This is a genomic window from Methylocystis sp. sgz306128, from assembly GCF_056032725.1.
In genome coordinates this window covers 319,744-345,748 of sequence record NZ_JBVYWO010000002.1, presented here as the reverse complement: position 1 = coordinate 345,748, position 26,005 = coordinate 319,744, and the positions used below count along the sequence as shown (strand labels likewise).

Annotated in this window: 27 protein-coding genes; 15 read left to right on the top strand and 12 right to left on the bottom strand. The window is 60.2% G+C overall.

All coding sequences use genetic code 11. The features are described 5' to 3' along the window. Positions 1 to 40 precede the first annotated feature (40 nt). The gene (mutM, locus tag AC0N03_RS05495) at positions 41 to 886 is read right to left on the bottom strand and encodes a bifunctional DNA-formamidopyrimidine glycosylase/DNA-(apurinic or apyrimidinic site) lyase (protein WP_474287568.1); all 846 of its coding nucleotides are present in this window, start codon (positions 884 to 886) and stop codon (positions 41 to 43) included. Between the two features lie 86 nt (positions 887 to 972). On the opposite strand from mutM, the gene ubiE reads away from it, so the two are divergent. From ubiE to AC0N03_RS05455, 8 genes are all read left to right on the top strand, one after another. Beyond that, positions 973 to 1,725 (top strand): bifunctional demethylmenaquinone methyltransferase/2-methoxy-6-polyprenyl-1,4-benzoquinol methylase UbiE, encoded by a 753-nt coding sequence (gene ubiE / locus AC0N03_RS05490; protein ID WP_474287567.1) that lies wholly within the window; start codon positions 973 to 975, stop codon positions 1,723 to 1,725. Between the two features lie 2 nt (positions 1,726 to 1,727). Next, positions 1,728 to 3,290, top strand: coding sequence for a 2-polyprenylphenol 6-hydroxylase (ubiB, locus tag AC0N03_RS05485; RefSeq protein WP_474287565.1), 1,563 nt, complete (start codon positions 1,728 to 1,730; stop codon positions 3,288 to 3,290). A 136-nt stretch (positions 3,291 to 3,426) separates the two neighbouring features. Then, a complete protein-coding gene (gene coaBC, locus AC0N03_RS05480; protein ID WP_474287564.1) occupies positions 3,427 to 4,659 on the top strand; it encodes a bifunctional phosphopantothenoylcysteine decarboxylase/phosphopantothenate--cysteine ligase CoaBC in 1,233 nt (410 codons plus the stop codon). Beyond that, positions 4,656 to 5,114, top strand: a complete 459-nt coding sequence (gene dut, locus AC0N03_RS05475) for a dUTP diphosphatase (RefSeq protein ID WP_474287563.1) — start codon at positions 4,656 to 4,658, stop codon at positions 5,112 to 5,114. Before coaBC ends, dut begins: the two co-directional genes overlap by 4 nt. Then, a complete protein-coding gene (locus AC0N03_RS05470) occupies positions 5,111 to 5,551 on the top strand; it encodes an RrF2 family transcriptional regulator (protein WP_474287562.1) in 441 nt (146 codons plus the stop codon). The genes dut and AC0N03_RS05470 overlap by 4 nt, the downstream gene beginning before the upstream one ends. A gap of 104 nt (positions 5,552 to 5,655) precedes the next feature. Continuing rightward, positions 5,656 to 6,621 carry a cysteine synthase A gene (gene cysK / locus AC0N03_RS05465; protein ID WP_474287561.1) on the top strand — a complete coding sequence of 322 codons (966 nt, stop codon included), beginning with the start codon at positions 5,656 to 5,658 and terminating at the stop codon, positions 6,619 to 6,621. A gap of 111 nt (positions 6,622 to 6,732) precedes the next feature. Further along, a complete protein-coding gene (locus AC0N03_RS05460) occupies positions 6,733 to 7,161 on the top strand; it encodes an Hsp20 family protein (RefSeq protein ID WP_474287560.1) in 429 nt (142 codons plus the stop codon). A gap of 66 nt (positions 7,162 to 7,227) precedes the next feature. Further along, a complete protein-coding gene (locus tag AC0N03_RS05455) occupies positions 7,228 to 7,497 on the top strand; it encodes a BQ00720 family protein (RefSeq protein WP_474287559.1) in 270 nt (89 codons plus the stop codon). Positions 7,498 to 7,516: 19 nt separating this feature from the next. Here AC0N03_RS05455 and AC0N03_RS05450 read toward each other — a convergent pair whose 3' ends face one another. Further along, entirely contained in the window at positions 7,517 to 9,832 is a 2,316-nt protein-coding gene (locus tag AC0N03_RS05450) for a transglycosylase domain-containing protein (RefSeq protein ID WP_474287558.1), read from the bottom strand. A 246-nt stretch (positions 9,833 to 10,078) separates the two neighbouring features. Between AC0N03_RS05450 and dnaN the strand changes: the two genes are divergently transcribed. Genes dnaN through AC0N03_RS05435 form a run of 3 tightly spaced genes read left to right on the top strand, consistent with a single transcriptional unit; the run spans position 10,079 to position 13,008 of the window. Then, positions 10,079 to 11,197: a DNA polymerase III subunit beta gene (dnaN, locus tag AC0N03_RS05445; protein WP_474287557.1), complete on the top strand. Its 1,119-nt coding sequence runs from the start codon at positions 10,079 to 10,081 to the stop codon at positions 11,195 to 11,197. A 36-nt stretch (positions 11,198 to 11,233) separates the two neighbouring features. Further along, the gene (gene recF / locus AC0N03_RS05440) at positions 11,234 to 12,397 is read left to right on the top strand and encodes a DNA replication/repair protein RecF (protein ID WP_474287556.1); all 1,164 of its coding nucleotides are present in this window, start codon (positions 11,234 to 11,236) and stop codon (positions 12,395 to 12,397) included. Beyond that, positions 12,394 to 13,008, top strand: a complete 615-nt coding sequence (locus AC0N03_RS05435) for a LysE family translocator (protein ID WP_474287555.1) — start codon at positions 12,394 to 12,396, stop codon at positions 13,006 to 13,008. The genes recF and AC0N03_RS05435 overlap by 4 nt, the downstream gene beginning before the upstream one ends. On the opposite strand, the gene AC0N03_RS05430 is transcribed toward AC0N03_RS05435, so the two are convergent. The 4 genes from AC0N03_RS05430 to AC0N03_RS05415 all read right to left on the bottom strand — a co-directional run bounded on the left by AC0N03_RS05430 (position 13,005) and on the right by AC0N03_RS05415 (position 14,614). Continuing rightward, on the bottom strand, positions 13,005 to 13,514 hold the full coding sequence (locus AC0N03_RS05430) for an A24 family peptidase (RefSeq protein ID WP_474287554.1): 510 nt from the start codon (positions 13,512 to 13,514) through the stop codon (positions 13,005 to 13,007). The two genes, AC0N03_RS05435 and AC0N03_RS05430, sit on opposite strands and share 4 nt — an antisense overlap. A gap of 165 nt (positions 13,515 to 13,679) precedes the next feature. Further along, on the bottom strand, positions 13,680 to 13,844 hold the full coding sequence (locus AC0N03_RS05425; RefSeq protein ID WP_474287553.1) for a Flp family type IVb pilin: 165 nt from the start codon (positions 13,842 to 13,844) through the stop codon (positions 13,680 to 13,682). A 130-nt stretch (positions 13,845 to 13,974) separates the two neighbouring features. Then, a complete protein-coding gene (locus tag AC0N03_RS05420; RefSeq protein ID WP_474287552.1) occupies positions 13,975 to 14,142 on the bottom strand; it encodes a Flp family type IVb pilin in 168 nt (55 codons plus the stop codon). A gap of 328 nt (positions 14,143 to 14,470) precedes the next feature. Further along, entirely contained in the window at positions 14,471 to 14,614 is a 144-nt protein-coding gene (locus AC0N03_RS05415) for a Flp family type IVb pilin (protein ID WP_474287551.1), read from the bottom strand. A gap of 308 nt (positions 14,615 to 14,922) precedes the next feature. On the opposite strand from AC0N03_RS05415, the gene AC0N03_RS05410 reads away from it, so the two are divergent. The 3 genes from AC0N03_RS05410 to AC0N03_RS05400 all read left to right on the top strand — a co-directional run bounded on the left by AC0N03_RS05410 (position 14,923) and on the right by AC0N03_RS05400 (position 16,802). Beyond that, complete coding sequence (locus tag AC0N03_RS05410; protein WP_474287550.1) at positions 14,923 to 15,384, top strand: pilus assembly protein N-terminal domain-containing protein; 462 nt, start codon at positions 14,923 to 14,925, stop codon at positions 15,382 to 15,384. Positions 15,385 to 15,589: 205 nt separating this feature from the next. After that, positions 15,590 to 16,123: a TadE/TadG family type IV pilus assembly protein gene (locus tag AC0N03_RS05405; protein ID WP_474287549.1), complete on the top strand. Its 534-nt coding sequence runs from the start codon at positions 15,590 to 15,592 to the stop codon at positions 16,121 to 16,123. 94 nt (positions 16,124 to 16,217) lie between these two features. Further along, positions 16,218 to 16,802, top strand: coding sequence for a hypothetical protein (locus AC0N03_RS05400; protein WP_474287548.1), 585 nt, complete (start codon positions 16,218 to 16,220; stop codon positions 16,800 to 16,802). 5 nt (positions 16,803 to 16,807) lie between these two features. Here AC0N03_RS05400 and AC0N03_RS05395 read toward each other — a convergent pair whose 3' ends face one another. The 6 genes from AC0N03_RS05395 to mutS all read right to left on the bottom strand — a co-directional run bounded on the left by AC0N03_RS05395 (position 16,808) and on the right by mutS (position 23,490). After that, complete coding sequence (locus AC0N03_RS05395) at positions 16,808 to 17,188, bottom strand: retropepsin-like aspartic protease family protein (protein WP_474287547.1); 381 nt, start codon at positions 17,186 to 17,188, stop codon at positions 16,808 to 16,810. Positions 17,189 to 17,395: 207 nt separating this feature from the next. Continuing rightward, positions 17,396 to 18,292: a ribokinase gene (locus tag AC0N03_RS05390; protein WP_474287546.1), complete on the bottom strand. Its 897-nt coding sequence runs from the start codon at positions 18,290 to 18,292 to the stop codon at positions 17,396 to 17,398. Next, entirely contained in the window at positions 18,289 to 18,921 is a 633-nt protein-coding gene (locus AC0N03_RS05385; RefSeq protein ID WP_474287545.1) for a 2-dehydro-3-deoxy-6-phosphogalactonate aldolase, read from the bottom strand. The genes AC0N03_RS05390 and AC0N03_RS05385 overlap by 4 nt, the downstream gene beginning before the upstream one ends. Before the next feature lie 6 nt (positions 18,922 to 18,927). Then, the gene (locus AC0N03_RS05380) at positions 18,928 to 19,803 is read right to left on the bottom strand and encodes a 2-dehydro-3-deoxygalactonokinase (protein WP_474287544.1); all 876 of its coding nucleotides are present in this window, start codon (positions 19,801 to 19,803) and stop codon (positions 18,928 to 18,930) included. Continuing rightward, positions 19,803 to 20,588 carry an SDR family NAD(P)-dependent oxidoreductase gene (locus tag AC0N03_RS05375; protein WP_474287542.1) on the bottom strand — a complete coding sequence of 262 codons (786 nt, stop codon included), beginning with the start codon at positions 20,586 to 20,588 and terminating at the stop codon, positions 19,803 to 19,805. The genes AC0N03_RS05380 and AC0N03_RS05375 overlap by 1 nt, the downstream gene beginning before the upstream one ends. A gap of 220 nt (positions 20,589 to 20,808) precedes the next feature. Further along, the gene (mutS, locus tag AC0N03_RS05370; protein ID WP_474287541.1) at positions 20,809 to 23,490 is read right to left on the bottom strand and encodes a DNA mismatch repair protein MutS; all 2,682 of its coding nucleotides are present in this window, start codon (positions 23,488 to 23,490) and stop codon (positions 20,809 to 20,811) included. A 179-nt stretch (positions 23,491 to 23,669) separates the two neighbouring features. Between mutS and AC0N03_RS05365 the strand changes: the two genes are divergently transcribed. Next, a complete protein-coding gene (locus AC0N03_RS05365; RefSeq protein ID WP_474287540.1) occupies positions 23,670 to 25,955 on the top strand; it encodes an NADP-dependent malic enzyme in 2,286 nt (761 codons plus the stop codon). Positions 25,956 to 26,005: the final 50 nt, after the last annotated feature.

Below are 26,005 nucleotides of genomic sequence, written 5' to 3'. Positions count from 1 at the left end.
CGCCCGTCATGCTGAGCCTCCCGAAGCATGAGGACGCCAATCACCTCTGGCAGGCCGCGCAATAGAATGTCGAGCGACCGGATTGCACCCGCCGCAGCACCGGCGCGCCGCACACGAGGCAGGGCTCGTTCTCGCGGTCATAGACCTGAAAACGGTGCTGGAAGTAACCCAGCGTGCCATCGGTGTGCGAAAAATCATTGAGCGTTGAGCCTCCGGCGGCGATGGCCTCCTCAAGCACTGTCCGGATGGTTGCGGCCAGCGCTTCAGCCTCGGCGGGGGTAAGGCTCCCCGCCGCCCGTTCCGGCGAGATGCGGGCGCGAAACAAGGCCTCGCAGACATAGATATTGCCGAGCCCGGCGACGAGCCGCTGATCGAGAAGCGCCGCCTTGAACGGCGCAGCCTTGCCCGCGAACAATTGCAGCAGCCCGGGACCGCTCAGGCCATTGCCAAGCGGCTCGATCCCGAGATTGCGGAAAAAGGGGTGCTCGCCAAGGCGTGACCGCGGCACAAGATCCATGAAGCCGAAGCGGCGCGGATCATTGTAAGTGACACGCGCCCCATTCGAAAAATGCAACACCACGTGATCATGCGGGAGCCCGGCGCTGCGCTCGTGATGAAACCGGCCAATAATATTTTCCTCAACCCGGAACGAGCCGGACATGCCCAGATGCATGACCAGCACCTCGCCGCCGGAGAGATCGGCCAGCAGATATTTCGCCCGGCGCGTGAGCGCAGTCACGGTCTGCCCTTCCAGACGCGCCACAAAATTCTCGGGAAAGGGAAAACGCAGATCGGCCCGGCGCTGCTCGACCTGCGTGATCCGGGCGCCTTCAAAGGCAGGCGCCAGACCACGACGCACGGTTTCAACTTCAGGCAATTCAGGCATGACGATTTCCAGGCGGCAATTTGCCTCAAGTGCATAGCCTTCTTGAGAGCAAAGCGCTATGGTCGCGCCAAAATCGGAGTCAAAAAATGCCGTCCACGCAGGAAACCCATTTCGGCTTTGCCAATGTCCCGCTCGAAGACAAGCAGGGGATGGTGGACGATGTGTTTCACAAGGTGGCCGACCGCTACGATCTGATGAACGATCTGATGTCCGGCGGCCTGCACCGCGCCTGGAAGGATGTGCTGGTGAGCATGGTCAAGCCATCGCGCAGACGCCCCTTTCATCATCTCGATGTGGCCGGCGGCACGGGCGATGTCGCCTTCCGCGTGATCGGGGCCGGAGGGCCGCAAACCGACGTCACCGTGCTCGATATCAATGCCGATATGCTGCGCGTGGGCCGGGAGCGGGCGGAAAAACGCAATCTGCCGCGCCTGACCTTCGTCGAGGGGAATGCGGAAAAGCTGCCGCTGCCGGACAATGCTTTCGATGCCTATACCATCGCGTTCGGCATCCGCAACGTGCCGCGCATTCCGCTTGCGCTCAAAGAGGCCTACCGGGTGCTCAAGTTTGGCGGGCGCTTTCTCTGCCTTGAATTTTCGGAAGTGGATGTGCCGGGCCTCGATAAAATCTACGATGCCTTCTCTTTCTCCGCCATACCGGCCATAGGCAAAGCCGTGACGGGCGACGGCGAGCCCTACCGCTATCTTGTCGAGTCGATACGCAAATTTCCCACGGCTGAAACCTTCAGGGACATGATTGCCGAAGCGGGTTTCTCCCGCGTCTCCTACACGCGTCTCTCGGGCGGCATCGTCGCGATCCACTCGGGCTGGAAGCTCTGAGCATGGGCGTTCTGGCAAATATCGGCCATGTCTGGCGTCTTTCGCATGTGGGCTGGGTGCTGATGCGCGAAGGCGTGTTCGCGCCGCTGGATGCGGATCTGCTGCCGCACTGGATGCGGCCGGGGCTCCATGTCGTCAAGATGATGGCGCGTCGCCATTCCTCGGGCGAACTGGCTAAGGCCATTGCGCGGCTTGGCCCCTCCTACGTCAAGCTTGGTCAGTTTCTCGCCACGCGCCCCGATGTCGCGGGGCCGCGCATGGCCAATGAGCTCAGCGCCCTGCAGGACAAGATGTCTCCCTTCCCGCAGGAACAGGCGGTGGCAATGATCGAGGCCGCGTTTGGGCGGCCCCTCAATGACATATTCGTCGAATTCGGCCCGCCGATCGCCGCGGCATCGATCGCGCAGGTGCATCGCGGCAAGGTGCGCGAGGGCGAGGCCCTGCGCGATGTCGCGGTGAAGGTGGCGCGGCCCAACATTGAACGGCGCTTCCGCCGCGACCTTTCCGACATGTATTTCGCCGCGCGCCTCGCGACCAGATTCCTGCCCGATGCCGAGCGCCTCCAGCCGGTGGAAGTGGTCGATACATTGGCGCGTTCGGTGAAAATCGAGATGGATTTTCGTCTCGAAGCCGCCGCCGCTTCCGAATTTGGCCAGAATACCGCCTCAGATCCCGATCTGCGGATTCCGGGTGTGGACTGGGAGCGCACGGCGCGCGATGTTCTCACCCTCGAATGGATCGACGGCACACCGCTTTCCGATCTTTCGACCCTGTCGGGCAAGGGCTTCGACCTGCCGAAACTGGGGCAGGGCCTGATCCAGAGTTTTCTGCGCCATGCCGTGCGCGACGGCTTCTTCCACGCCGACATGCATCAGGGCAATCTGATGGTCGACGACAGCGGCAAGCTGGTGGCGGTGGATTTCGGCATCATGGGGCGGCTGGGGCTCAAGGAGCGGCGCTTTCTGGCGGAAATTCTTTATGGCTTCATCATCCGCGATTATCATCGTGTCGCCGAGGTGCATTTCGAGGCAGGATATGTGCCGCGCGCCTATTCGGTGGATGATTTTGCCCAGGCCATCCGCGCCATAGGCGAGCCGATCCATTCCAAGACCGCAGACCAGATTTCCATGGCCAAACTGCTGACCCTGCTGTTTGAAATCACGGCCCTGTTCGAGATGAAAACCCGTACGGAACTGGTGATGCTGCAAAAGACCATGGTGGTGGTCGAGGGCGTGGCGCGCACGCTCGACCCGCATCTCAACATGTGGCGCACGGCCGAGCCCGTCATCCGCGACTGGATCGAGCGCAATCTGGGGCCCATCGGCAAGATTGGCGACGCCGGGCAGGGGCTGGTGTCCTTCGCCAAGATGACGGCGGCGCTGCCGCAATGGATGAACCGGGCCGAACAGGCGCTGAACGCGTTGGAAAATTCGGCGGAACGCGGCTTCACGCTGTCCTCCGCCTCGGTGGAGGCCATTGGCCGGGCAGAGGCACGGGGCAATCGCTGGGGCAATGCGGCGCTCTGGATCATTGCCGGTCTGCTGGCCTGGGGCCTGCTGCATTAAACAGATTCTGTTTGTAAATTAAATCAAATGGTGCGAATAAAATGGAGAAAAGGGCTTTCTCCATTGCCACACACCCGCAGCGCGCGCCTGTCCTGTGCCCGGCGCATCCGGCGATTCAGGCCACGGAACATTTGTCATGTCATCTGCCTCCACCCTGCACGGCAAAAACATCCTGCTCATCATCGGCGGCGGCATTGCTGCCTATAAAAGTCTCGACCTCATCCGCCAGCTGAAAAAGCGCGGCGCGGGCGTCAAGGTCGTGCTGACCAGAGCCGCAGAAGAATTCATCACCCCGCTTTCAGCCGCAGCCCTTTCCGGCAACAAGGTCCAGACCGATCTGTTCTCGCTCGATGACGAAGCCGAAATGGGCCATATCGAGCTTTCGCGCAGCGCCGATCTTGTGGTCGTGGCGCCCGCCACGGCCGATCTTCTGGCCAAACAGGCGCAGGGGCTGGCCAATGATCTGGCCTCGACGCTGCTGCTGGCCACCGACAAGCGCGTACTCAATGCCCCGGCTATGAACCTGCGCATGTGGCTGCACCCGGCGACGCAGCGCAATGTGGCGCAGCTTACCGCCGACGGCATGCTTTTTGTCGGGCCGGACGAGGGTGAGATGGCCTGCGGCGAATACGGCCCCGGCCGCATGGCCGAACCGCTGGAGATTGTCGCGGCCATCGGCGCTGCGCTGCAGGGTCCGCATATCCTGCCCCTGCCCGGCGGCCTGCTGGCGGGCCGGCGGGTGCTGATCACATCCGGCCCCACGCATGAGCCTATCGACCCTGTACGTTATATTGCCAACCGCTCCTCCGGCCGGCAGGGACATGCGCTCGCGCGGGCAGCCGTGGCGGCGGGAGCACAGGTGACGCTCGTTTCCGGCCCTGTCGCCCTCGCCGATCCGCCCGGCGCGAAAGTCATCCATGTCGAGACGGCGCGCGAGATGCTGGCCGCTGTCGAGGCGGCCCTGCCCGCCGACCTGTTCATCGCCGCCGCCGCCGTGGCCGACTGGCGCGTCAGCAGCACCGGCACGCAAAAGCTCAAGAAGGACAAGGGCGAAGCGCCGCATCTCGCCTTTACCGAAAACCCAGATATTCTCGCCACCATTGCCCGGCGCACGAGCGGACGTCCGCCGCTCGTCGTCGGTTTTGCCGCGGAAACCGAACATGTGCTCGAACATGCCCGGGCGAAGCTCGCGCGCAAGGGGTGCGACCTTATTGTCGCCAATGATGTGAGCGCAGCCAGCGGCGTCATGGGCGGGCAGAACAATCAGGTCACGCTGGTGTCTGCCGGCGGCGAGGAGAGCTGGCCCCGCCTCGGCAAGGAAGAGGTGGCGCAGAGGCTTATCGCCCATTTTGCGGGAATGCTGCCATGAACGTGCTGGTTGAACGGCTGCCCCATGCCGCCGACCTGCCGCTGCCGGCCTATCAGACAGCGGATTCAGCTGGTCTCGACCTGATGGCCGCACTCGCGGAACCATTGGTTCTGGCGCCCACGGCGCGGGCACTGATCCCCACCGGCCTGAAGCTGGCGCTCGCACCCGGCTTTGAGGCGCAGGTACGCCCGCGCTCGGGTCTGGCGCTCAAGCACGGCGTCACCGTGCTCAACAGTCCGGGCACGATCGATGCCGATTATCGGGGCGAGATCAAGGTGCTGCTGATCAACCTCGGAGCAGAACCCTTCACCATCACGCATGGCATGCGCATCGCCCAGATGGTGATCGCGCCGGTGCGGCAGGTGGAACTTGTGGAAATCGCCGTCCTGCCCGCCAGCGCACGCGGCGAAGGCGGCTTCGGCTCAACGGGCACCGGTACGGGGACTGGCCGATGAACCTGCTCGCGCGCCGCCAGATTCTGGCTATCGCCGCCGTGGTCGACATTGCTCTCCATGCCCGTGGTACGCCAGTGGCGGCCAAGGCGCTGGCCAGCAGGTTCAATGTCCCCGCGCGCTATTTCGAGACAGCGCTGCAGGCCCTCGTGCGCGTGAACATTCTCAAGGGCGTGCGCGGGCCGAAGGGCGGTTATGAACTGGCGCGCGAACGGCGGCGCATCACTCTGGCCGAAATTCTGCGCGCCACCGGCACGGATGAGGATGAGGCAACCGCCGCCTTCCCCTATGTGACGCAGATTATCGAGCCGGCGCTGCATCCGGCCACAACGGCTTTCATGAACGAGCTCGAACTCGTCAATATCGCGCAGTTGTGTCAGGCCTGTGAATCGGCGCAGGATGCCAGACAAACGACCAGCGCTGCTGATTTTACAATTTAATTTTGTAATTAAAAATAAATATCGACAAAATTATGTGTATTGAATAGTGTACTGGGATATCAATCAGTTTCTGCTAGGATCAGTTCAAAACAGGGAGATCCACCATGAGCGCGCAAACCAAGAAGCCGGGCCGCGGACGTATCTATAATTCCATCACCGATACGATTGGCGATACGCCGCTGGTGCGCCTCGACCGCCTCGCCAAAGCCAAGGGCGTCAAGGCCAACCTTCTGGCCAAGCTTGAGTTTTTCAATCCCATTGCCAGCGTCAAGGACCGCATCGGCGTCAATATGATCGATATGCTGGAAGCTCAGGGCCGCATAAAGCCGGGCCAGAGCACGCTTGTCGAGCCCACCTCCGGCAATACCGGCATTGCGCTCGCCTTCGTGGCGGCGGCGCGCGGCTACAAACTCGTTCTCGTCATGCCGGAATCAATGTCGATCGAACGGCGCAAGATGCTGGCTCTGCTTGGCGCGGAACTGGTGCTGACCCCCGCCCCGCTCGGCATGAAGGGCGCCATCGCCAAGGCCAACGAAATTGTCGCGGCCACGCCGGGCGCCATCATTCCGCAGCAGTTTGAAAATCCCGCCAATCCGGAAATTCACCGCACCACCACCGCCGAGGAAATCTGGAACGACACCAATGGCGAGGTGGATGTGTTCGTCTCGGGCGTGGGAACAGGCGGCACGATCACAGGCGTCGGGCAGGTGCTGAAGCCGCGCCGGCCTTCACTTCATGTCGTGGCCGTAGAGCCGGAAGATTCGCCGGTTCTTTCCGGCGGCGCGCCCGGACCGCACAAGATACAGGGACTTGGCGCGGGTTTTATCCCCGGTATCCTCGACCGTTCCGTGATTGACGAAGTGATCACCGTGGGCAACCAGACGGCTTTCGATACGGCCCGCCTTCTGGCACGGATAGAGGGAATTCCCGTGGGCATTTCTTCGGGCGCGGCGGCGGCGGCGGCCATCGAAATAGGTCTCAGGCCGGAATTCGAGGGCAAGAATATCGTCCTCATCATTCCATCTTTCGCCGAGCGCTATCTCTCCACCGCCCTGTTCGAGGGATTATAAAAACCTCCGCGGGGCGGGATCTTGCATTCATGCAAATGCGATCCCATATTGGCGTTATCCGGGGGCTGTCATGGACCCGGATAACCGAAGTGCCGATGAGAGGACTTCCCCGTGAGCCGTATTGCAACTCTGAATTCGCCATTTCTGCTTGGCTTTGATGAAATCGAACGCGCATTGGACCGCGTCACCAAAGCGACTTCGGATGGCTATCCGCCCTATAATATCGAGCGCCTCGCGCCTGCCGAGGGTCAGCCTGACCGCTTGCGCATAACTTTGGCTGTAGCCGGCTTTCGCCGCGATCAGCTTGAAGTGGTGATCGAGGAAAACCAGCTTCTGATCCGCGGCAAGCAGACAGACGACCGGGAGCGCCAGTATTTGCACCGCGGCATTGCAGCCCGGCAGTTCCAGCGCGCATTTCTGCTGGCAGACGGCATGAAAGTGCTGGGCGCCGACCTGCAGAACGGTCTCCTCTCCATCGACCTTGTGCGGCCCGAACCAGAAAAGCTCGTCCAGAGCATCACGATTAACGTTCACGATTAAAGAAAGGAATTCAGGGACTTATCGCCTGATAAACGCGATTGCACCCGTCCACTACCGAGGATCAACATGCCCCATATCGATTTGTCGACTTTCAATCATTCGCCCCTGACCACCGAGGAATTCGCACATCTGGGCGACGGACTGGTGGCCTATGTCAAGCCTATGCGCTCAGAGGACGTGGCCGCCTTGTTTCCGCAGGCTCCGGCGCTGGAACCGGGCCTGAAGATTTTTGCCCTGCTTGGCGCTGATGGTACGCCCATTCTGCTGACGGATTCGAAAGATGCCGCCATTGCCAATGCCTGGGAACATGAGCTGGAAACCGTCAGCGTCCACTGATGAGCGGCCCGGCCGCGCTCTAATTGCCGAACAATTGCTGCAGGAAATTGCCGGATGGCCGCGTTTTTCGCGGCGCTTCCGGGCGGTTTGGCACGTCCGCAGGCGGAAGGAGTTCGTCTGACGCAGCGGCCTGTGTCCGGCGCGGGCTGGCCGCTGTCTGGCCTCGTGCGGGCGTGACGGGCGAAGGCCCGGCGGGCGCCGCCGACTGAAGCGGCAGGGGCGCCTGCTCCGCGCCGGGAATCGAAGCCGGCGGCAATCCGGGCGCGGTCTCGGGGCTCTGCCCGTCGCCGCGATGCCAGAGGCCGAGCGGCAGCGGAGCGGGCGGGATGCCGTGAAGCGCAGCCTTCATGAAGCGGCTCCATATCTCGACGGGAAGATTGCCGCCCGACGTTTTCTTCGTCGGCGAGGAATCGTCATTGCCCAGCCAGACATCCGCCGTCAATGCGCTGGTATAACCGACAAACCATGCATCGCGGTATTCCTGACTGGTGCCGGTCTTGCCCGCCGCCTGCCAGCCCGGCAGTTCGGCCTTGCGGGCCGTGCCTGTGAGCAGGGTTTCCTGCATCATCGTGTTCATCATCCGCACATATTGCGGCTCGATCACCCGCCCGAAACCCGTGCCCTTGCGCTGATAGAGCAGCGCGCCCTCGCGTGTGCGCACTCTGGAGATGATATGCGGCTGCACGCCGATGCCGCCATTGGAAAACGGCACATAGGCGGCGGCCATTTCCAGCGGCGTGACCTCGGATGTGCCAAGCGCAATCGAGGCATTAGGCTGCAACTCGGACTGAATACCAAGACGGTGCGCGGTTGCGACGACATTTTTCGGGCCGACCTCCATGCCGACGCGCACCGCGACAGTGTTGAGCGACAGGGCCAAACCGTTCGTCAGCGTCACCGGGCCGAAATATTCGTGGCTGTAATTTTCCGGCTGCCAGCCATTGATGTTGAGCGGCCCGTCCTCGCGCACCGTATCCGGCGTGAGGCCGTGTTCCATGGCCGTAAGATAGACGAACGGCTTGAACGACGAGCCCGGCTGGCGTCTGGCCGAGACGGCCCGGTTAAACTGGCTGTCCGCATAATTGCGGCCGCCGATCATGGCCTTGATCGCGCCATTGCTGTCCATGGCCACGAGCGCGCCCTGAGAAACACCATATTTGCCGCCCTTGGCATCCAGTTCCTCGACAAGAGCCGTTTCCGCCGCGCTCTGCATCACCGGCGAAATGGTCGTCGAGACGACAATATCCTGATCAATGGCGCCGACGGTCTCATCCAGCGTGTCCATGACATAATCGGCGACGTAATTCATCGAACCGGCGCTGTCCTCGCGCACGGCGCGGGCCGGATGAGCGAGCGCAAGATCGGCCATGCCATGCGTGATATAGCCCTCCTGTTCCATGGCCTGTATCACTTGTGCCGCGCGCGCGCTGGCGCCTTCGGGGTTGCGATTGGGCGCGAGCTTCGTCGGCGCCTTCATCAGGCCGGCCAGCACGGCCGCCTCCGCCAGCGTGACATTCTGCGCGCTCTTGCCAAAATATTTACGCGCCGCCGCCTCTACGCCATAGGCGCCCGAGCCGAAATAGACGCGGTTGAGATAGAGTTCGAGAATTTGGTTCTTGGAATATGTATGCTCGAGCCAGAGCGCGAGAACCGCCTCCTGCGCCTTGCGCGACAAGGTGCGCTCCTGCGTCAGAAACAGGTTTTTCGCCAGTTGCTGCGTCAGCGTCGAGCCGCCCTGCGGCGCGCCATGACCGATCACGTTGCGCACGAGCGCGCGCGCTATGCCGAAGGGATCGATACCGAAATGATGGTAGAAACGCCTGTCCTCGATGGCGATAAAGGCCTTTGGCAGATAGGGCGGCAGTTCGCTCAGCCGGATGGCCGGGCCGCCTGAATCGCCGCGATTGACAATGAGCGAGCCGTCATCCGCCATGATCGCGATATTGGGCGGCCGCTTCGGAATCGCCAGCTGGTCGATCGGCGGCAATTGCGCCGCGTAATAGCCGACAAGCCCCGCCAGACCGATGAAGGCCCAGAGGCCGAGGATGAAACACCAGTAAACCAGCCTTAACAGCCATGAGCGCCGCTTCGGGCGCGAGGACCGGCGCCCGTCGCCGGAACCGGCGCGCGCGCGCCGTCCCTTGCCCCCGCCGGCCTGACCCTTGCGCCGGCCTGACGATTTCTTTGCAGGAGCCTCTTCCGCCTCGCCATCCCAATTCTGCGACGGATCATCGCGCGTGGCGCGCAGATCGGACATGCCCGGCGCGGCATGCGCATCGTCGAAGCTGGGCTCGATCCGCCCCCGCCCTTCACCTTTGCCCCGACGCGCCATCATACAGTCCTGACTGGTCGGCGCGGACCGGACGAACCGGAGCCGCACCTGAATAAGCCGCCTTTGAACAGGCTCGCCTGCGAGATTGTTTAGGCTGACAAGATAATAAGAATCAAAGTTAAATTTATTCTGGATTTTAAGCGAATCCGCCAGCAACGCCACGGATTTTCTCTTGCACTTACGCAGACGACACGTCAATGATATCGCCCCACCATGGTCTGCGAACTATAAAATGATGGATTTGGCGTTATGAAAGTGACATTGGAACGCTCGGCTCTCCTGAAATCCCTGGGCCATGTGCATCGGGTGGTCGAACGGCGCAACACCATACCGATTCTGTCCAACGTGCTTATTCAGGCCGAGGACGGCCATCTCGCCCTCAAGGCGACCGACCTCGATCTTGAAATCGCCGATCAGGTGCCCGCCGAAGTGACACAGCCGGGCGCGACAACCGTCCCCGCTCAGGTGATCTACGACATCGTGCGCAAATTGCCGGACGGCGCGCAGGTCACGCTGGAACTGGGCGGCGATTCAGGCCAGATGCTGCTGCGCTCCGGCCGCTCGCGCTTCAACCTGCAGGCGTTGCCGGAAACCGATTTTCCAAAATTGAGCGCGGGAGATCTGTCGCACCAATTCGCGCTGCCCGCCTCCGATCTCAAGAAGCTGATTGAAAAGACCCAGTTCGCCATCTCGAATGAGGAGACGCGCTACTATCTCAACGGCATTTTCATCCATACTCTGGATGTCGGCGGCAAAACCATGCTGCGCACCGTCGCCACCGACGGCCACCGCCTCGCGCGCGTCGAGATTGGCGCGCCCGCCGGGGCCATCGGGATGCCCGGCGTGATCCTGCCCAAGAAGGCTGTCGCCGAAATCCAGAAGCTTATCGACGACACCAATGCCGAGGTGAGCGTCGAAATGTCGACAACCAAAGCGCGGTTTTCCTTCGGCTCCGTTGTCCTGACCTCCAAGCTCATCGACGGCACCTTCCCGGATTATAACCGCGTCATTCCCACCAATAACGACAAGAGGCTGGTGGTCGAACGCAGTGCCTTTGCTGCCGCTGTCGACCGCGTCTCGACCATTTCTTCCGAGCGTGGCCGCGCGGTCAAGCTTTCGCTCAACGATGGCAAGATGACGCTTTCCGTCACCAATCCGGACAGCGGCTCTGCCGTCGAGGAACTCGAGGTCGATTACGACTCGGCCCCGATCGATATCGGCTTCAACGCCCGCTACCTGCTCGAAATCACCGCGCAGCTGGATGGCGACACCGCCCTGCTGAAGCTGGCGGACGCCGGTTCGCCGACACTCGTGCTCGACCGCGACGGCGCACCGGCGCTTTATGTGCTGATGCCGATGCGGGTTTGAAATTTCATTTTCGCATGAATCATGGCATGAGACCTCATGACCGCTCTCGTGCCAGACTACCCTGCGCTTCAGCGCCCGCTTGTCCGCCGGCTGGCGCTGAACGGGTTCAGATCCTATGCCACGCTCGATCTTGAGATCGAACGCCGTCTGGTTGTGCTGACCGGGCCCAATGGCGCAGGCAAGACCAATATACTCGAGGCCTTGTCGTTTCTCAGTCTTGGCCGCGGCCTTCGGCGCGCCGATCTGAAGGATTGTCTGCGCCGCGAAGCGCAAAGCATTGCCCCGTCCTGGGCGGTTTCAGCCGAACTGGCCGGCGACGACATAGAAGTGCACCTTGGCACCGGCTATGAAAGCGGCGAGACAAGCCGCAGATGCCGTGTCAACCGCGCACCCGTCGGCTCAGCCACGGCCTTTGCCGAATATATCTCGGTCATCTGGCAGACGCCCGCCATGGACGGCCTGTTCACCGGCCCCGCCGGCGAGCGGCGGCGCTTCCTGGACCGGCTGGTGCTGGCGATGGATGCGGCGCATGGCAGCCGGGTCAATGCGCTGGAGCGCGCGCTGCGCAACCGCAACCGCCTGCTCGAGGACTCGTTTACCGACAAAGTCTGGCTGGACGCCGCCGAACGCGAAGCCGCCGAACTCGGCATAGCCGTTGCAACGGCGCGATTTGAGGCGATCAGCCGCCTGCAGGCCCTGATTCTGCGTGAACGGGACGAATTTACTGTATTTCCATGGGCCGAACTGGCGCTGGAGGGGGAAATAGACCGGCTTTGCCGGGAAAACCCCGCTGTCGTCGCTGAAGAGATCTATCGCGAACTGCTGCATGACAACCGCGGCCGGGATGCGGCCGCCGGGCGGACGCTGATCGGCCCGCATGTGAGCGATCTGCACGTCAGGCACGGCCCCAAGGCCATGGATGGAGCGCAATCCTCAACCGGCGAGCAGAAAGCTTTGTTGACCGGCCTCATTCTTGCTCATGCGCAGCTTATCGGCCAGATGACGGGACGTGCGCCCCTGATCCTGCTGGACGAGATTGCCGCTCATTTTGACCCCGAGCGCCGGGAAGCCCTGTTCAACAAGCTGGACGGCTTCGGTGCCCAGATCTGGATGACGGGCGCAGACCAGGCGGCTTTCGCCGGTCTGGCGGGCCGGGCGCATATTTTCCATATTGAACAAGGCCGCGTGCACCCGACATGACATTGGCGAATCTTCTTCTGTTCAGCAGCATCTACGGCCTTGCCGTGGCCGTGCCCGGCCCCGGCATAGCCGCGCTCATCGCGCGCGTGCTGCGGCAGGGGCGGCATGGGCTGGCGGCCATGATTGCGGGCTTCGTTGTCGGCGACCTCATCTGGTTCACATGTGCTGCCGCCGGGCTGACGCTGGTGGTGCAGAAGTTCAGCTGGCTCTTCACCGTCATCCATTATGGCGGCGCGGCTTATCTCGCCTATCTGGGCTGGGCATTGTGGCATGCGCCCGCAACCGGGGCGGAGCCCGCGCGCTCCGGCGCCGATGCTGGCGCGCTGCCGCTGTTTGCCGGCACTGTGAGTCTGACGCTCGGCAATCCGAAGGTCATCATTTTCTTTCTGTCGATCATGCCGCTCGCGCTCGACATGACGCAGATAGGGTTACAGCAATTTATACTGCTTGCCGCCGTGCTGGCGCTGGTGCTGACCAGCGTGACGTTGCTTTATGCGTTCACGGCAGACAGGGCGCGCACCCTGTTTCGTTCAGCACGCGCGCTCACCTTCATGCACAGGGGCGTGGCGATGGTGCTGCTGGCGGTTTCGGCGTCGCTGGCGCTGCGTTAGAACCCGAACACGCGCCGCCAGATCTCGGTATAGGGAAATACAATCAACCCCGCCGCCGAGAGCGCGAGACCGTAGGGAACACCGTTTTCCGGGCTATGCAGCCGGGCGATCCATTCATGCGAATTAGCCCATTGCGGCAATGGCATTTTGCGCAACTGCAGAAACCCGAGCGTCAGGACGCCGCCCAATATTGCCGAAACCAGCGTGTAATCGAGTATATCGGTCCAGCCGAGCCATACGGCGGTTGCCGCCGCCAGCTTGGCATCGCCGCCGCCAACCCAGCCAAGCGCAAAAAAGGTGAATGTGATGACCAGCATTACCCCGCCGCAGGACAGATGCCAGCCAATCTCGTGCCATGGCAGGCCGATCGCAAGCGCCAGCGCCAGAAAACTCGCCACCAGCGCAAGCGATATATTGTTGGAAATCTTCATCGTGAACAGATCGGAAGAACCCGCATAGGCCATCAGAAACGGAAAAACCAGCAAGCCTGCCAGACTGATCATCATATTATCCCCCGGGACGAGCCGGCGCGCATTGAACTGACGTGAGCCTAGAATTTGAACATTTCAGTTTGATTAATAAAACCTTAGAGCCAAAAAATAAAGGCAGGTCCATGGAAGACCCGCCTGTATTCTGATCCGACCAAAGCCGGACTTCATGACTGACACCGGTCAGGACAAGCTGTTGGCTACAGTCGTAAATGTACTTTTCAGTTGTGTGCCCACACTCGTGACAGCAGTGATAATAGCAACAGCGATCAGCGACGCGAGCAGACCGTATTCAATGGCCGTTGCTCCGGACTGATCATGCACAAAGCGCTTTATAATGACCCTCATAGTTTTGCTCCGATGTTCGTGAGCTTATGCAACCATTTGATCCGACAAGGCATAATCTCTGAGCGGAAGTATGTCTTGTCTGGCTTGCGTAAACCTGAACATCGAAGCAAATGTAATTTATAACTGGTGTTTAAGTAGCAACATTGGTCGCGATGGAATTGAATCTATCGGAAATTTTTGTCCCAACATTGGTCACTGCCGTGATGATTGCCACAGCAATCAATGACGCAATAAGACCATATTCAATTGCAGTTGCTCCAGACTGATCCTGGATGAAGTTTCTAGCCAGATTTATCATGATTTGCTCCAACATATGAATTTTATAATGCGGTAATTCCGGTATATTTATTCCGCAATTCAAAAACTATTACGTAATTACGTATATTCAGTTAATTTCACTGTTTAATTTGCTTAGTATTGTTGTTGTAATTTCAAAAATAAGCACAAAATTTTTATATCAACTCTGCGTCATCATGAATTTAATTATATGATTATTATGTACCGTGAAGACACATCTGGTGCGAATAACAACCTGTGCTTGCAACCAGACAAAACAAAACGGCCCCGGAAAGGGGCCGTTGTGTTGAAAACCTAAATTATATTGCCTGCAGCAGGCCCTGCTTATTTCAGGGGGCGGGTGGCTTGAGCTTTGCGCCGGTGGCCTGCAAGGCGCCGACGATCGCGACGCCAATGAGCGAGGCAATGAGGCCATATTCAATTGCGGTCGCGCCGGATTGATCCGTCATGAAACGGGAGAGAAGTTTCAACATCAATGTGCTCCGAAAATAAACTGATAAAAATACATTAAACGCCATCGCGCTGACGTATCACGAGCATATCCGAGAGCCCCAAATAAATGCTTAACGGAAGGAAAGAAAGTAAGATAAAATATGTAAATAATCTGTTTTCAGCACATTCGCAGCTCTTCACTATATAATATAAAGTGAAAAATCAGGACAATATGGCAATTTATGCAAATCAATGAATAATAATGAGATATAATAGAAAGATATATTTAATTTTTATTCACTATTATTTGCTTGTTATGGGTGAAATTGCTCCAGATGGGAACCTGCAGATGAAATCGATCCGGGCCAGAATGCTGATTTCACTTGCCAGCATTTTATCCGGCGGCTGCGGCAACGCGCTGGCCGATCCAGCCCAGATCGAGGTTTTTCTTGACCGGGCGCAAGTCATGAAAATGCCGGACATGGCCAGGACCATCATCATCGGCAATCCGGCAATTGCGGATGTCACCGTTCTTAAAAATCGCACCATGATCCTGACGGGAAAAGGCTATGGCTCAACAAACCTGATTGCCGTCGACGATCAGGGAAAGGCAATTTCTGAGGCCACCATTTCCGTTCATCCGGCTGAGGAAAAAGTGCTGGTTCTGCAGCGTGGGATGAACCGCGAGTCCTATTCCTGCACACCCGGATGCATGCCTCTCGTATCACTGGGCGATGCGCAGGCCTTTTCCTCGGAAGTACAAACCGGCATCAAAGCAAGAAACGATCTTATAAGCCCATCATCCAAATAATATCGATAAATTCAGGCGAATTTATTTTTCAAATCGAAGTATAGATATAATTTAAATGCTGACATTAAAACATTTATAAGGTCATTCCAGTACGTTCAATTCAGAAAACAACGCTGAATGAACAGATATGCCGGAAAATAATAGGGTCCCTATACAACAGAGCACAAAATTTCCAGGCATACGCGCGCGACGGCGCTTCAGATCCATGGCGGGCTCGGTATCGATTGAATTCGCCTTGCTGGCCGTACCCATGCTTGGCCTCATCTTTGGAACCATTGAACTGTCGATAAATTACTTTCTCGAGGAGGTGTTTCAGACTGCCGTTAATGATGCAGCCCGCGACATCCTTACCGGGACAGCCGCTTCAAGCGGATATGCATCGGCGCAGGGCTTTATAAACGGAGCTCTGTGCGGCAACCCAAGGCGCCTGCCAGCCATAATGAATTGCAATGATGTTTATATGGATGTTTCAACGGCAACCTCGTTTTCTAGCGCGTCGCTCACATATCCCGTGCAATATCCAGTGCTGGATGTAAGTCAATGGACTTATAGACAAATCGGCTCGGGAGGCATCGCGGTCGTTCGCGCGGTTTATACCCTGCCCGCGCTGACGACTGGTCTTCTGGGTACTGCGAATACCGTCACTTCAGTTTCTACAGGCAATGGACAATCGACTTCATATACAATTCCGCGACGTGTGCTCTGGGCCACCGCTGTCTTCAAAGCCGAACCGTTCTGAGGCCGGCATGCTCAATTCAACACCCGGAACGGGCAGAGCGTCGCATGGATCCCGAAACCGGTGGCGAGATTATATCAATAACCGCGATGGCAGCGTGGCTCTGGAATTTGCCCTCATCGCGCCCCTCGCGATCATCCCGATCTTCGCCGGCGTTGTTGCCTTTTCTGAGGCGCTCATGGCGAACAGGCGGGTTGTCAGCCTGTCACGCTCGCTGGCAGACCTCACAGCGCAATATACTACAGTCAGCGACAGCGATATGACCAACATTTTCAGCGTCGCCACGCCGATGATGAGCGGCATCAGCGGGCCGACTGCCACAATGACAATATCCAGTGTATTTTTCAATTCGGGGGCAAATACACCAACAGCCTATCTGGCCTGGTCTGCAATCAATTCCGGCACGACGCAGTGGTCATGTGGCTCGCCATTAACCCTTGTGAGTTCCGGCGGTGCAAATGCACCCAACACTGTCCAGTCCAATCTGGCCATTGCCGGCACAAGCGTCATTGTCGCGAACGTATCCTTTGCCTATACGCCGCGGTTCGGATCCACCTTTTTAAGGAATGGAAGTATAACACTGACCCAAACCACCTACGCGCCGCCGCGCAAGGTCAATATCATTCCCAGCACCTTCTCAAATAAATACACGTCTTGCCCGGGCAACGTTTTCAATGGCTGACAGGCCTATATATGAAAAGCCATCTGCTCGCCCGAGATCTCGTAAGACCTGAACGTGCGCGGCAGGCTCATGCCCATCAGGCTTGATTGCGCGGCCCCCTGATTCATGACAAGGGCCGGGACATCGTAAAAAACATGCTGCGCGAAGCGAAAGGCGGCCAATCTGATCGGCGCGGCCGTGCCCGTTCCATTGGCCGTGGTCATTTTGAGCTGAAATTCAGCGGGAGCCGGGTTGATGCCGGCCGCGCGGGCATCCTCATATCTCAGGGCCACCATACTCGCGCCAGTGTCCACCAGCAGACGGAAGGCAACGCCATTGATGTCGACAGCGGCGCGGAAATGCCCATCGGCATCGGCATGGAGAACCAGATCTGGAACGCTGCGCAAAGAGTCAGCGGGCGCTGACGACGGGCGGACGGAACTGGAGGCTGGCGGAGCGAATGAGGCGATACGATCCTGAATATATTGCGACAGAAATACTGAGCCTATACTCAGTATAATTGCCGCTCGCAGAAACATAACCATACCGCGCCCTCTGCATTACGCAGGGAAAGCTAAAGACAATTTCTTATTAAATCATTGACATTATTACCATCAGCGGCCCAGCACGCTTTTTATTTCGCTTTCATACGGAATACTTGTCTGTGCGCCGGCGCGTGTACACGCCAGAGAACCCGCAGCTGCGGCGAAAGGCAGCGCAGCCTGCAAATCCGCGCCATTGGACAAGGCCGCTGCCAGAGCGCCGACAAAGCTGTCGCCCGCCGCCGTCGTATCGACCGGCCTGACCGGCAAGGCCGGCACAGCCAGCCGCGCGCCGGAAAAGAAGGCCACCGCGCCCTCAGCCCCCAGAGTGACAATGCTGATCAGGCCGAAGGCTTCGTGCAGCGCGCGCGCCGCCGCCTCTGGCGACGAGGCCTCAAGGCCAAGTGCAGAGGCCAGCACGCCCGCCTCATGTTCGTTCATCACCAGAATATCGACATTTTGCAGATATGTTCTGGAGATCATACCGGCAGGAGCCAGGTTTAACACGACTTTCGCGCCGCGCTGATGCGCCAGACGTGCTGCGGCCTCGCCTTCCTCATCCGGAACTTCGCGTTGCAGAAGCAACCAGTCGCCAGCATGGATATGTTCGGCCACCTGCGTGTGCGTTGACCGGGCATTGGCGCCGGACGCAACCACGATGGTGTTTTCCGAGTGCCGGTCGACCGTGATGAAGGCCGCGCCCGTCGGCACGTCTAAACGCTTGACCTGTGCGCAATCGACACCATCCTGCCGCAGCAGGGCAAGCGCGGTATCGGCAAAGCCATCGGCGCCCACGGCGCCCACCAATTTCACCTCGGCTCCGGCACGGCGGGCGGCCAATGCCTGATTGGCGCCCTTGCCACCGGGAATGACGACATAGGACGGCCCCAGCACAGTTTCTCCGGGCCGGGGAATATCCGGCACATTGGTGACCAGATCGACATTGATTGAACCGAAAACAACGATCATCCCTGCCTCCAGGCGCGAATAAGTGCTTCTGCCCGCTGTCTGACATCAATGGCGGAGAGGCCGGGCTTGTAGAGCGAAGACCCGATGCCGAACCCCGCCACGGGGGCGCCCTTCCATTGGACAATATTGTCGGCGGAGACGCCGCCCACGACAAGCAGGCGCGCATGGGCGGGCAGAACGGCCTTCAGGGCGCGGGCAAATGCCGGGCTTGCCAGTTCTCCGGGGAAAATTTTCAGGGCATCGGCACCGGCGGCAATTGCCGCAAAAGCCTCCGTCGGCGTGAATATTCCAGGCAGCGACACAAGGCCGAGCGCCTTGGTATGGGCGATGACTTCGGGATTCATATTGGGCGAAATGATGAGTTCGCCGCCGGCGTCGCGCACGGCTTCGGCATCCTTTGGCGTGAGCACGGTGCCCGCACCCACAAGCGCGCGGCCCCTGAGCGCGTCCGCAAGCAGGGCAATGCTCCTGAGAGGTTCGGGCGAATTGAGCGGCACTTCGAGAATTGTGATGCCGGCCTGAACCAGCGCCTCGCCGATCTGCAGGGCCTCGGCAGGCTGCAGACCGCGCAAAATGGCGATCAGGGGCTGCGCCGCAAGAGCGGCATCAAAACGGGAAGACAAACTCATGAACCCTCACATTGCGGCATGAATCGCGGCAAGCCCGGCGACAAGCGCCGCCTCCGGCACGATCAATCGAGCATTTAATCCATAAAACTGCAAGGCGGTCTGATAGGCCGCCGCCATATGGCCATCGGCAACCAGCACCCGTTCGGGGCTGGCGGAATGGCTCGTCATCGCGCCAAGAATTTCCGCGCCGATGAGCAAGCCTGAAAGATAAGGGCCGACCTGCGCGCCGGTCATCGCGGCGTCCAAAACATTGCTGCGGGCCAGAAACAGCAGATGGGTCAGGCCGGCCGGGCTGCGCGCGGCCTGCAAGCCAAGGACGAATCCAGAATCATCCTCCGGTTCGCTGGCAAGGCGGCTCAGGATCGACACATTGCGCGCCCATGCGTAAAGCTCGCCCGTCATATAGGTGGCGAAGCCGGTGATGCGCCCGCCCTCAATCCGCGCCCATTTCGAATGGGTGCCGGGCAGGATAATGGTGGCATCTTCCGTGCCGCAGCCGAAAATCAGCGTTTCCTCGCCGCGCATGACATCGGCGCCATCCGCGTCATGCGCCAGAACGCCCGGCACAATCATGGCAAGGCCGCCATCGAGCCGCGTCACGGCGCTCATCTGGCTGGCAATGTCGCGCGCCGATGCAGGCGCGAGCGCATAGGGCGCTTCCGCCCAGCCGTTTCGCGAGCCGACCATGCCGGCCATGATCACGCGCTGACCGGGCGCAGCCGCCAGCCAGGGGCCGATCGCATCGTGCAGCGCCGCCGGAAAGGCCCCGGCGGCCACATGCTGCATGCCGCCCTCGGGACGGCTGACGCGATCCAGTATTTCTCCCGAATCGCCCAGAAGATAGGCCCTTAACCGGGTGGTGCCCCAATCGACGGCGATCATCAGACCCAGCCCCCATCGGCGACGTAATGCTGATTGGTGCAGGCGCCAGATTCATCGGAGGCAAAGAACAGCGCCATGCGCGCCATGTCGTCCGGCACCAGTTTGCGCTTGAGGCATTGCCGCTCCATCAGTTCCTTTTCCGATTCGGGCGTCAGCCACAGATCAATCTGGCGCTGAGTCATGATCCAGCCCGGCGCAATGGCATTAACGCGGATATTGTCCTTGCCAAAATCGCGCGCCAGCGAGCGCGTCAGGCCAAGAACCGCCGATTTGGCCGCCGTATAAATGGCCATATTGCCCTGACCCACCATCCACGAGACCGAGCCGAAATTGATGATGGACCCGGCGCCCAGTTTCTGCATATCCGGAATCACGGCCTGCGCCGCAAAGAACTGATGCTTGAGATTGACGGCAATGCGATCGTCGAAATATTCAGGCGTGACATCCAGCGTGGCATGGCGCTGGTCATGCGCAGCATTGTTGACAAGCACGCCGATAGGCCCGAACGCGGCCCGCACATTGGCTATGGCTTTACGCAACGCATCGATATCGCGCAGGTCGCAGGCCTCAAACCGTACATTATGGCCGGCAGCCGACAATTCCGCCGCCAGCCTTTGCGAAGGCTCGACGGCAATATCAAGGAAACCGACCTTGCAGCCCTGCGCAGCAAAGCGGCGCACGATGGCCTCGCCGATACCGCTGCCGCCGCCGGTAACCAGCACCGCTTTGCCGGCAAGATCGGGGTAAATGACCGATTTTTTCTGCTCATCCGCCTTTGCTGTCATGCGCGCAACCATGTCTCTCGTTGAATGAAGGAAGGCCCGCTCACCGCGCGCCGCTAACATGCTAGGTTGAACATTAATCGGCCGGCTCTGTCGAGCAAATTTTTAAGCAGAACCTGGCGCCGTTCCTCCCGCCTAAGCCCCCATCCTTCAAAAGGCACAGAACAGGCGAAAGAAGCAGCCGGTTTTGTGAGGCCGGACGAAATCCGATCCCCGAAAACGGCTAAAGCAATCTGCGCAGCGCGTAGAGTGCCTCCAGCGCCGCGCGCGGCGTGAGTTCATCCGGATCAAGCTTGCGCAGGGCCTCGTGGATCGGATCGGGCCCCTGCGCGGGCGGCGGCGCCTTGGCGGCAAAAAGCGGCAGGTCATCGACGAGATCATCCATCCTGACGCCATGCTCGCCCGATTCAAGCTCGGCGAGGAGCACGCTGGCCCGATCGATGACGGTCTTCGGCAGGCCCGCCAGCTTGGCAACCTGAATGCCGTAGGAGCGGTTGGCCGCACCCTCGACAACTTCATGCAGGAACACGACGTCGCTGTTCCATTCAGTAACGCGCATGGTGAGATTGACAATGCGCGGCATGATGCCCTGCAGCCGGGTCAGTTCGTGAAAATGCGTGGCGAAAAGCGTGCGGCACCGGTTGATGTCGTGCAGGTGGTCAAGACAGGCCCAGGCGATGGACAGCCCGTCATAGGTGGCCGTGCCGCGGCCGATCTCGTCAAGAATGACAAGAGACCGGCTGGTCGCCTGATTGAGAATGGCGGCTGTCTCCACCATTTCCACCATGAAGGTGGAGCGTCCGCGGGCCAGATCATCCGAGGCGCCGACGCGCGAAAACAACCGGTCGACAATGCCGATGTCGGCGCTTTGCGCTGGCACGAAGGCGCCCATCTGCGCCAGAATGACGAGTAGCGCGTTCTGGCGCAGATAAGTCGATTTACCGGCCATATTGGGGCCGGTGATCAGCGCGAGATGATTGCCCGCACTGCCCGACAACTGGCAGTTGTTGGCGACAAAGGCGGCGCCGCGCGCCCGGAGCGCCGCCTCAACCACGGGATGACGCCCGCCAACAATATGAAACTGCGTCGACTGGCTCACCCGGGGCCGTGTCCAGTTGTGATTGGCGGCCAGTTCGGCCAGAGCCGCCGAGACATCGAGAACGGCCAGCGCGGCGCTGGCAGCGCGCAATGCCTCGCCCTGCGCCAGCACATGCGCCACCGCCTCCTCGAAATGACGGATCTCCAGCGCCAAAGCCTGATCGGCAGCTGATGAAATCTTCGTTTCAAGCTCGGCCAGCGCCGCTGTCGAAAAGCGCATCGCATCGGACATGGTCTGGCGATGAATGAAGGTTTCATTCAGCGGCTTTTGCAGCATCTTCTCGCCGAGCGCCTGCGGAACTTCGACAAAATAGCCGAGAAAATTGTTATATTTGACGCGCAATTGCCGCGTTTCGCACAATTGCGCGTAATGCGCCTGCATTTCAGCGATAACACGGCGGCTCTCATCGCGCAGCAGCCGCAATTCGTCCAGCGCCGGGTCGAACCCTTCCCCGACAAAGCCGCCGTCACGCTTGTTCAGCGGCAATTCGCCGGCCAGCATCCGGCCAAGATGTTCGGCCAGACGCGGACTGAGCGCCTGACAGCCGGCGACGGCAGCACGCAATTCGCGCGGCAGCGCCTCGCGCGCGCCCAGACGTGCGGCAAGATCGCCCGCGAGCATCATGCCATCGCGCAAGGCCGCAAGATCACGCGGACCGCCGCGCTCCAGCGCCAGCCGGGACAGGGCGCGGATCATGTCCGGAATGCGTTTGAGCGCGGCGCGAAGGTCAAACCGCGCGGCGCTTTCCTCGATGAACCAGCTCACCGAATCGAGCCTGTCCTCGATCCGTTCAAGCTGCGTCAGCGGACCGGCCAGCCTCTCCGCGAGGAGGCGCGCGCCCATCGGCGTCAGTGTCTGGTCAATCGCGGCCAGCAGAGAACCGGCCCGCTCGCCCGCCAGCGTGCGCGTCAGCTCGAGACTGGCGCGCGTCGCCGCATCGACGCTGAGATATTCGCCCTGCTGGACGCGCTGGGGCGGCGCAAGCAGCGGCTGCGAGCCAAGCTGGGTTTTTTCGACATAGTGCAGCGCCAGCGCGCAGGCCCTGATCTCGGCGCGCGAAAGTGCGCCGAAGCCATCAAGCGTGCCCACTTTGAAATAATTCAGCAGCTTTTTTTCGGCAGTTTCGTTATCCGCCGCATCGGAGAGGCGCGTCACGGGAATCGCGGTGTCGTCAAACTGAAGGCGCAGGGACAGATCATCGCCCGTCGTCTCGCTGACAACGATCTCGCGCGGCTCCAGCCGCGCCAGTTCGCCCGCCAGACCGGTTTCGTTGGCCGAGGCCACCAGAAACGCGCCTGTCGAGATATCCACGGCGGCGAGGCCGTAATGCCAGCTTTCATCCGGCTGCCTGTGCCGCGCCAGAGCCACAAAATGGCTTGAGCGCCCCGGCTCCAGCAATTGCTCCTCGGTGATGGTGCCGGGCGTCACCAGACGGATGACATCGCGCCGCACCACCGATTTCGACCCGCGCTTCTTCGCCTCCGCCGGGTCTTCCACCTGCTCGCAGACGGCCACGCGATGCCCCTGACCAATCAGGCGCTGCAGATAATCTTCGGCGCGCACCACCGGCACGCCGCACATCGGAATATCCTCGCCCTGATGCCTGCCGCGTTTGGTGAGCACGATGCCAAGCGCACGCGAGGCCACTTCCGCATCCTGGAAGAACAGTTCGTAAAAGTCCCCCATCCGGTAAAACAGCAGGCAATCGGGATAGGCCGCCTTGATCTCCAGAAACTGCGCCATCATCGGCGTTGCCGGGTCCTGGGTGCTGCGGGCCTTGAAGCTCTTGTCGGAGGCGTGTGTCATACGGAGACACTAACAAATGCACCATAACGATGCATCCGCCGCAGGCCGATCATCCACTGATTTGCGCCGATTATTGTCGATTATCAAAAAGTCTCATCACAAATTCTGCAGTTGTGAATTGATAAAGACCGGCGCTATTCTCGACGCAACGTCAAATCAGAAAGATTTTTGGAGGATTGATGACCGAGGAGCCCCGCAACCGCCCCAAGCGCCCCACCATTACGGATCAGGAGGCGCTGGCCTTTCATTCGCGCGGGCGGCCCGGCAAGCTGGAGATCGTTCCGACAAAACCCATGGCGACCCAGCGCGACCTGAGCCTCGCCTATTCGCCCGGCGTAGCCGTGCCGGTGAAGGCCATTGCGGCCGATCCGTCGCTGGCCTTCGAATATACGACACGCGGCAATATGGTCGCCGTGATCAGCAATGGCACCGCCATTCTCGGCCTCGGCAATCTTGGCCCGCTGGCCTCGAAGCCGGTGATGGAAGGCAAGGCCGTTCTGTTCAAGCGCTTCGCCGACATCGATTCCATCGATCTTGAAATCGACACCGAAGATCCCGATGCGTTCATTAACGCCGTGCGTTATCTCGGGCCTTCATTCGGCGGCATCAATCTTGAGGACATCAAGGCGCCGGAATGTTTCATCATCGAAGAGAAACTGCGCGAACTGATGTCGATTCCGGTGTTTCATGACGACCAGCACGGCACGGCGATCATTGCCGCCGCAGGCATGATCAACGCCATCGAACTCACGGGCCGCGATATCAAACAGACAAAGCTTGTGTGCAACGGCGCAGGCGCGGCGGGCATCGCCTGCCTCGACCTGATCAAAGCCATCGGCTTCGCGCCGGAGAATGTCGTTCTGTGCGACACCAAGGGTGTGGTTTACCGCGGTCGCAAGGAAGGCATGAACCAGTGGAAATCGGCCCATGCCGTGGAAACCTCCAAGCGCACGCTGGAAGAGGCAATGGAGGGCGCGGATATTTTCTTCGGCCTCTCGGCCAAAGGCGCGCTGACGCCGGAAATGGTCAGGAGCATGGCGCCCAATCCGGTGATCTTCGCCATGGCCAACCCTGATCCCGAGATCACGCCTGAAGACGCCCATGCCGTGCGGGACGACGTGATCATCGCAACCGGGCGTTCGGACTATCCCAATCAGGTGAATAATGTCCTCGGCTTTCCCTATATATTCCGCGGCGCGCTGGACGTGCGGGCAACGACCATCAACATGGAAATGAAGATTGCCGCCGCCAATGCGCTGGCCGCGCTGGCGCGCGAGGATGTGCCCGACGAGGTGGCCGCCGCCTATCAGGGCTCGCGCCCGCGCTTCGGCAAGGAATACATCATTCCGGTGCCGTTCGATCCGCGCCTGATCCATGTCATTCCGACGGCGGTTGCGCAGGCGGCGATGGATTCTGGCGTCGCGCAAAAGCCGATCGTTGATTTCAATGCCTATAAGGCGCAGCTTTCCGCGCGCCGCGATCCTGTGGCGGGAGCCCTGCAACGCATCGTCGAACGGGTGCGCAGATACCCGAAGCGGGTGGTCTTCGCTGAGGGCGAGGAGGAGCAGGTTATCCGCGCCGCCGTGTCTTTCGTCAATCAGGGCTATGGCACGGCCATTCTGGTGGGACGCGAAAGCCGCATCAGCCAGACAGCTGCGCTGGCCGGCATCGATCTTGAGGATAAAGGCATTGAAATTCACAATGCCGCCCTGTCGCATCGCAATTCCACCTATGCGCAGTTTCTTTACGAGCGCCTGCAGCGCAAAGGCTACCTTTTCCGGGACTGCCAGCGCCTGATCAATCAGGACCGCAACCATTTCGCCGCCGCCATGGTCAGCCTTGGCGATGCCGATGCCATGGTGACCGGCGTGACCCGTAATTTCTCCATCTGCCTTGAGGAAACGCGGCGCCTGATCGACCCGAAGCCCGGCCATTCAGTGATCGGGATCAGTCTCGTTCTGGCGCGCGGCCGGCCGGTGATCGTCGCCGACACGGCCATCCATGAAATGCCCGGCGCGGAGGATATCGCACAGATCGCCATAGAGGCGGCAGGCGTGGCGCGCCGTCTTGGCTATGAGCCGCGCGTCGCCATGCTGGCGTTCTCGACCTTTGGCCATCCACCCGGCGAGCGCTCGCTGCGGGTACAGGAGGCGGTGCGCATTCTTGACGCCAAGCGCGTGGATTTTGAATATGACGGCGAAATGGCTGCCGATGTCGCGCTCAACCGCGAACTGATGGCGTCCTATCCGTTCTGCCGGCTCACGGACACCGCGAATGTGCTGGTCATGCCGGCCTTCCACTCCGCCTCGATCGCAACCCGCATGGTGCAGGAGCTGGGCGGAGCCACGGTCATCGGGCCACTTATTGTCGGCCTCGACAAGCCGGTGCAGATCGTGCCGCTGGGCGCGAAGGACTCGGATATCGTCAATTGTGCCATTCTGGCCGCCTATAATATCGGCGGTTGAGGAAGTTCAGCTTCACATGAGCTTCATCCCGGCCTAGTAAGGCACGAACA

What these genes read in the sequence shown, in the direction of transcription:
- AC0N03_RS05375 (WP_474287542.1), bottom strand. Translation starts at nt 20,588, where the DNA reads ATGACAGCAAAGGCGGATGAGCAGAAAAAATCGGTCATTTACCCCGAT.
- cysK (WP_474287561.1), top strand. Translation starts at nt 5,656, where the DNA reads ATGAGCGCGCAAACCAAGAAGCCGGGCCGCGGACGTATCTATAATTCC.
- AC0N03_RS05390 (WP_474287546.1), bottom strand. Translation starts at nt 18,292, where the DNA reads ATGATCGTTGTTTTCGGTTCAATCAATGTCGATCTGGTCACCAATGTG.
- recF (WP_474287556.1), top strand. Translation starts at nt 11,234, where the DNA reads ATGACCGCTCTCGTGCCAGACTACCCTGCGCTTCAGCGCCCGCTTGTC.
- AC0N03_RS05435 (WP_474287555.1), top strand. Translation starts at nt 12,394, where the DNA reads ATGACATTGGCGAATCTTCTTCTGTTCAGCAGCATCTACGGCCTTGCC.
- dnaN (WP_474287557.1), top strand. Translation starts at nt 10,079, where the DNA reads ATGAAAGTGACATTGGAACGCTCGGCTCTCCTGAAATCCCTGGGCCAT.
- AC0N03_RS05365 (WP_474287540.1), top strand. Translation starts at nt 23,670, where the DNA reads ATGACCGAGGAGCCCCGCAACCGCCCCAAGCGCCCCACCATTACGGAT.
- AC0N03_RS05405 (WP_474287549.1), top strand. Translation starts at nt 15,590, where the DNA reads ATGGCGGGCTCGGTATCGATTGAATTCGCCTTGCTGGCCGTACCCATG.
- AC0N03_RS05425 (WP_474287553.1), bottom strand. Translation starts at nt 13,844, where the DNA reads ATGAGGGTCATTATAAAGCGCTTTGTGCATGATCAGTCCGGAGCAACG.
- AC0N03_RS05420 (WP_474287552.1), bottom strand. Translation starts at nt 14,142, where the DNA reads ATGATAAATCTGGCTAGAAACTTCATCCAGGATCAGTCTGGAGCAACT.
- AC0N03_RS05450 (WP_474287558.1), bottom strand. Translation starts at nt 9,832, where the DNA reads ATGATGGCGCGTCGGGGCAAAGGTGAAGGGCGGGGGCGGATCGAGCCC.
- AC0N03_RS05430 (WP_474287554.1), bottom strand. Translation starts at nt 13,514, where the DNA reads ATGATGATCAGTCTGGCAGGCTTGCTGGTTTTTCCGTTTCTGATGGCC.
- mutM (WP_474287568.1), bottom strand. Translation starts at nt 886, where the DNA reads ATGCCTGAATTGCCTGAAGTTGAAACCGTGCGTCGTGGTCTGGCGCCT.
- AC0N03_RS05415 (WP_474287551.1), bottom strand. Translation starts at nt 14,614, where the DNA reads ATGTTGAAACTTCTCTCCCGTTTCATGACGGATCAATCCGGCGCGACC.
- AC0N03_RS05455 (WP_474287559.1), top strand. Translation starts at nt 7,228, where the DNA reads ATGCCCCATATCGATTTGTCGACTTTCAATCATTCGCCCCTGACCACC.
- ubiE (WP_474287567.1), top strand. Translation starts at nt 973, where the DNA reads ATGCCGTCCACGCAGGAAACCCATTTCGGCTTTGCCAATGTCCCGCTC.
- mutS (WP_474287541.1), bottom strand. Translation starts at nt 23,490, where the DNA reads ATGACACACGCCTCCGACAAGAGCTTCAAGGCCCGCAGCACCCAGGAC.
- AC0N03_RS05410 (WP_474287550.1), top strand. Translation starts at nt 14,923, where the DNA reads ATGAAATCGATCCGGGCCAGAATGCTGATTTCACTTGCCAGCATTTTA.
- AC0N03_RS05380 (WP_474287544.1), bottom strand. Translation starts at nt 19,803, where the DNA reads ATGATCGCCGTCGATTGGGGCACCACCCGGTTAAGGGCCTATCTTCTG.
- AC0N03_RS05385 (WP_474287545.1), bottom strand. Translation starts at nt 18,921, where the DNA reads ATGAGTTTGTCTTCCCGTTTTGATGCCGCTCTTGCGGCGCAGCCCCTG.
- ubiB (WP_474287565.1), top strand. Translation starts at nt 1,728, where the DNA reads ATGGGCGTTCTGGCAAATATCGGCCATGTCTGGCGTCTTTCGCATGTG.
- coaBC (WP_474287564.1), top strand. Translation starts at nt 3,427, where the DNA reads ATGTCATCTGCCTCCACCCTGCACGGCAAAAACATCCTGCTCATCATC.
- AC0N03_RS05470 (WP_474287562.1), top strand. Translation starts at nt 5,111, where the DNA reads ATGAACCTGCTCGCGCGCCGCCAGATTCTGGCTATCGCCGCCGTGGTC.
- dut (WP_474287563.1), top strand. Translation starts at nt 4,656, where the DNA reads ATGAACGTGCTGGTTGAACGGCTGCCCCATGCCGCCGACCTGCCGCTG.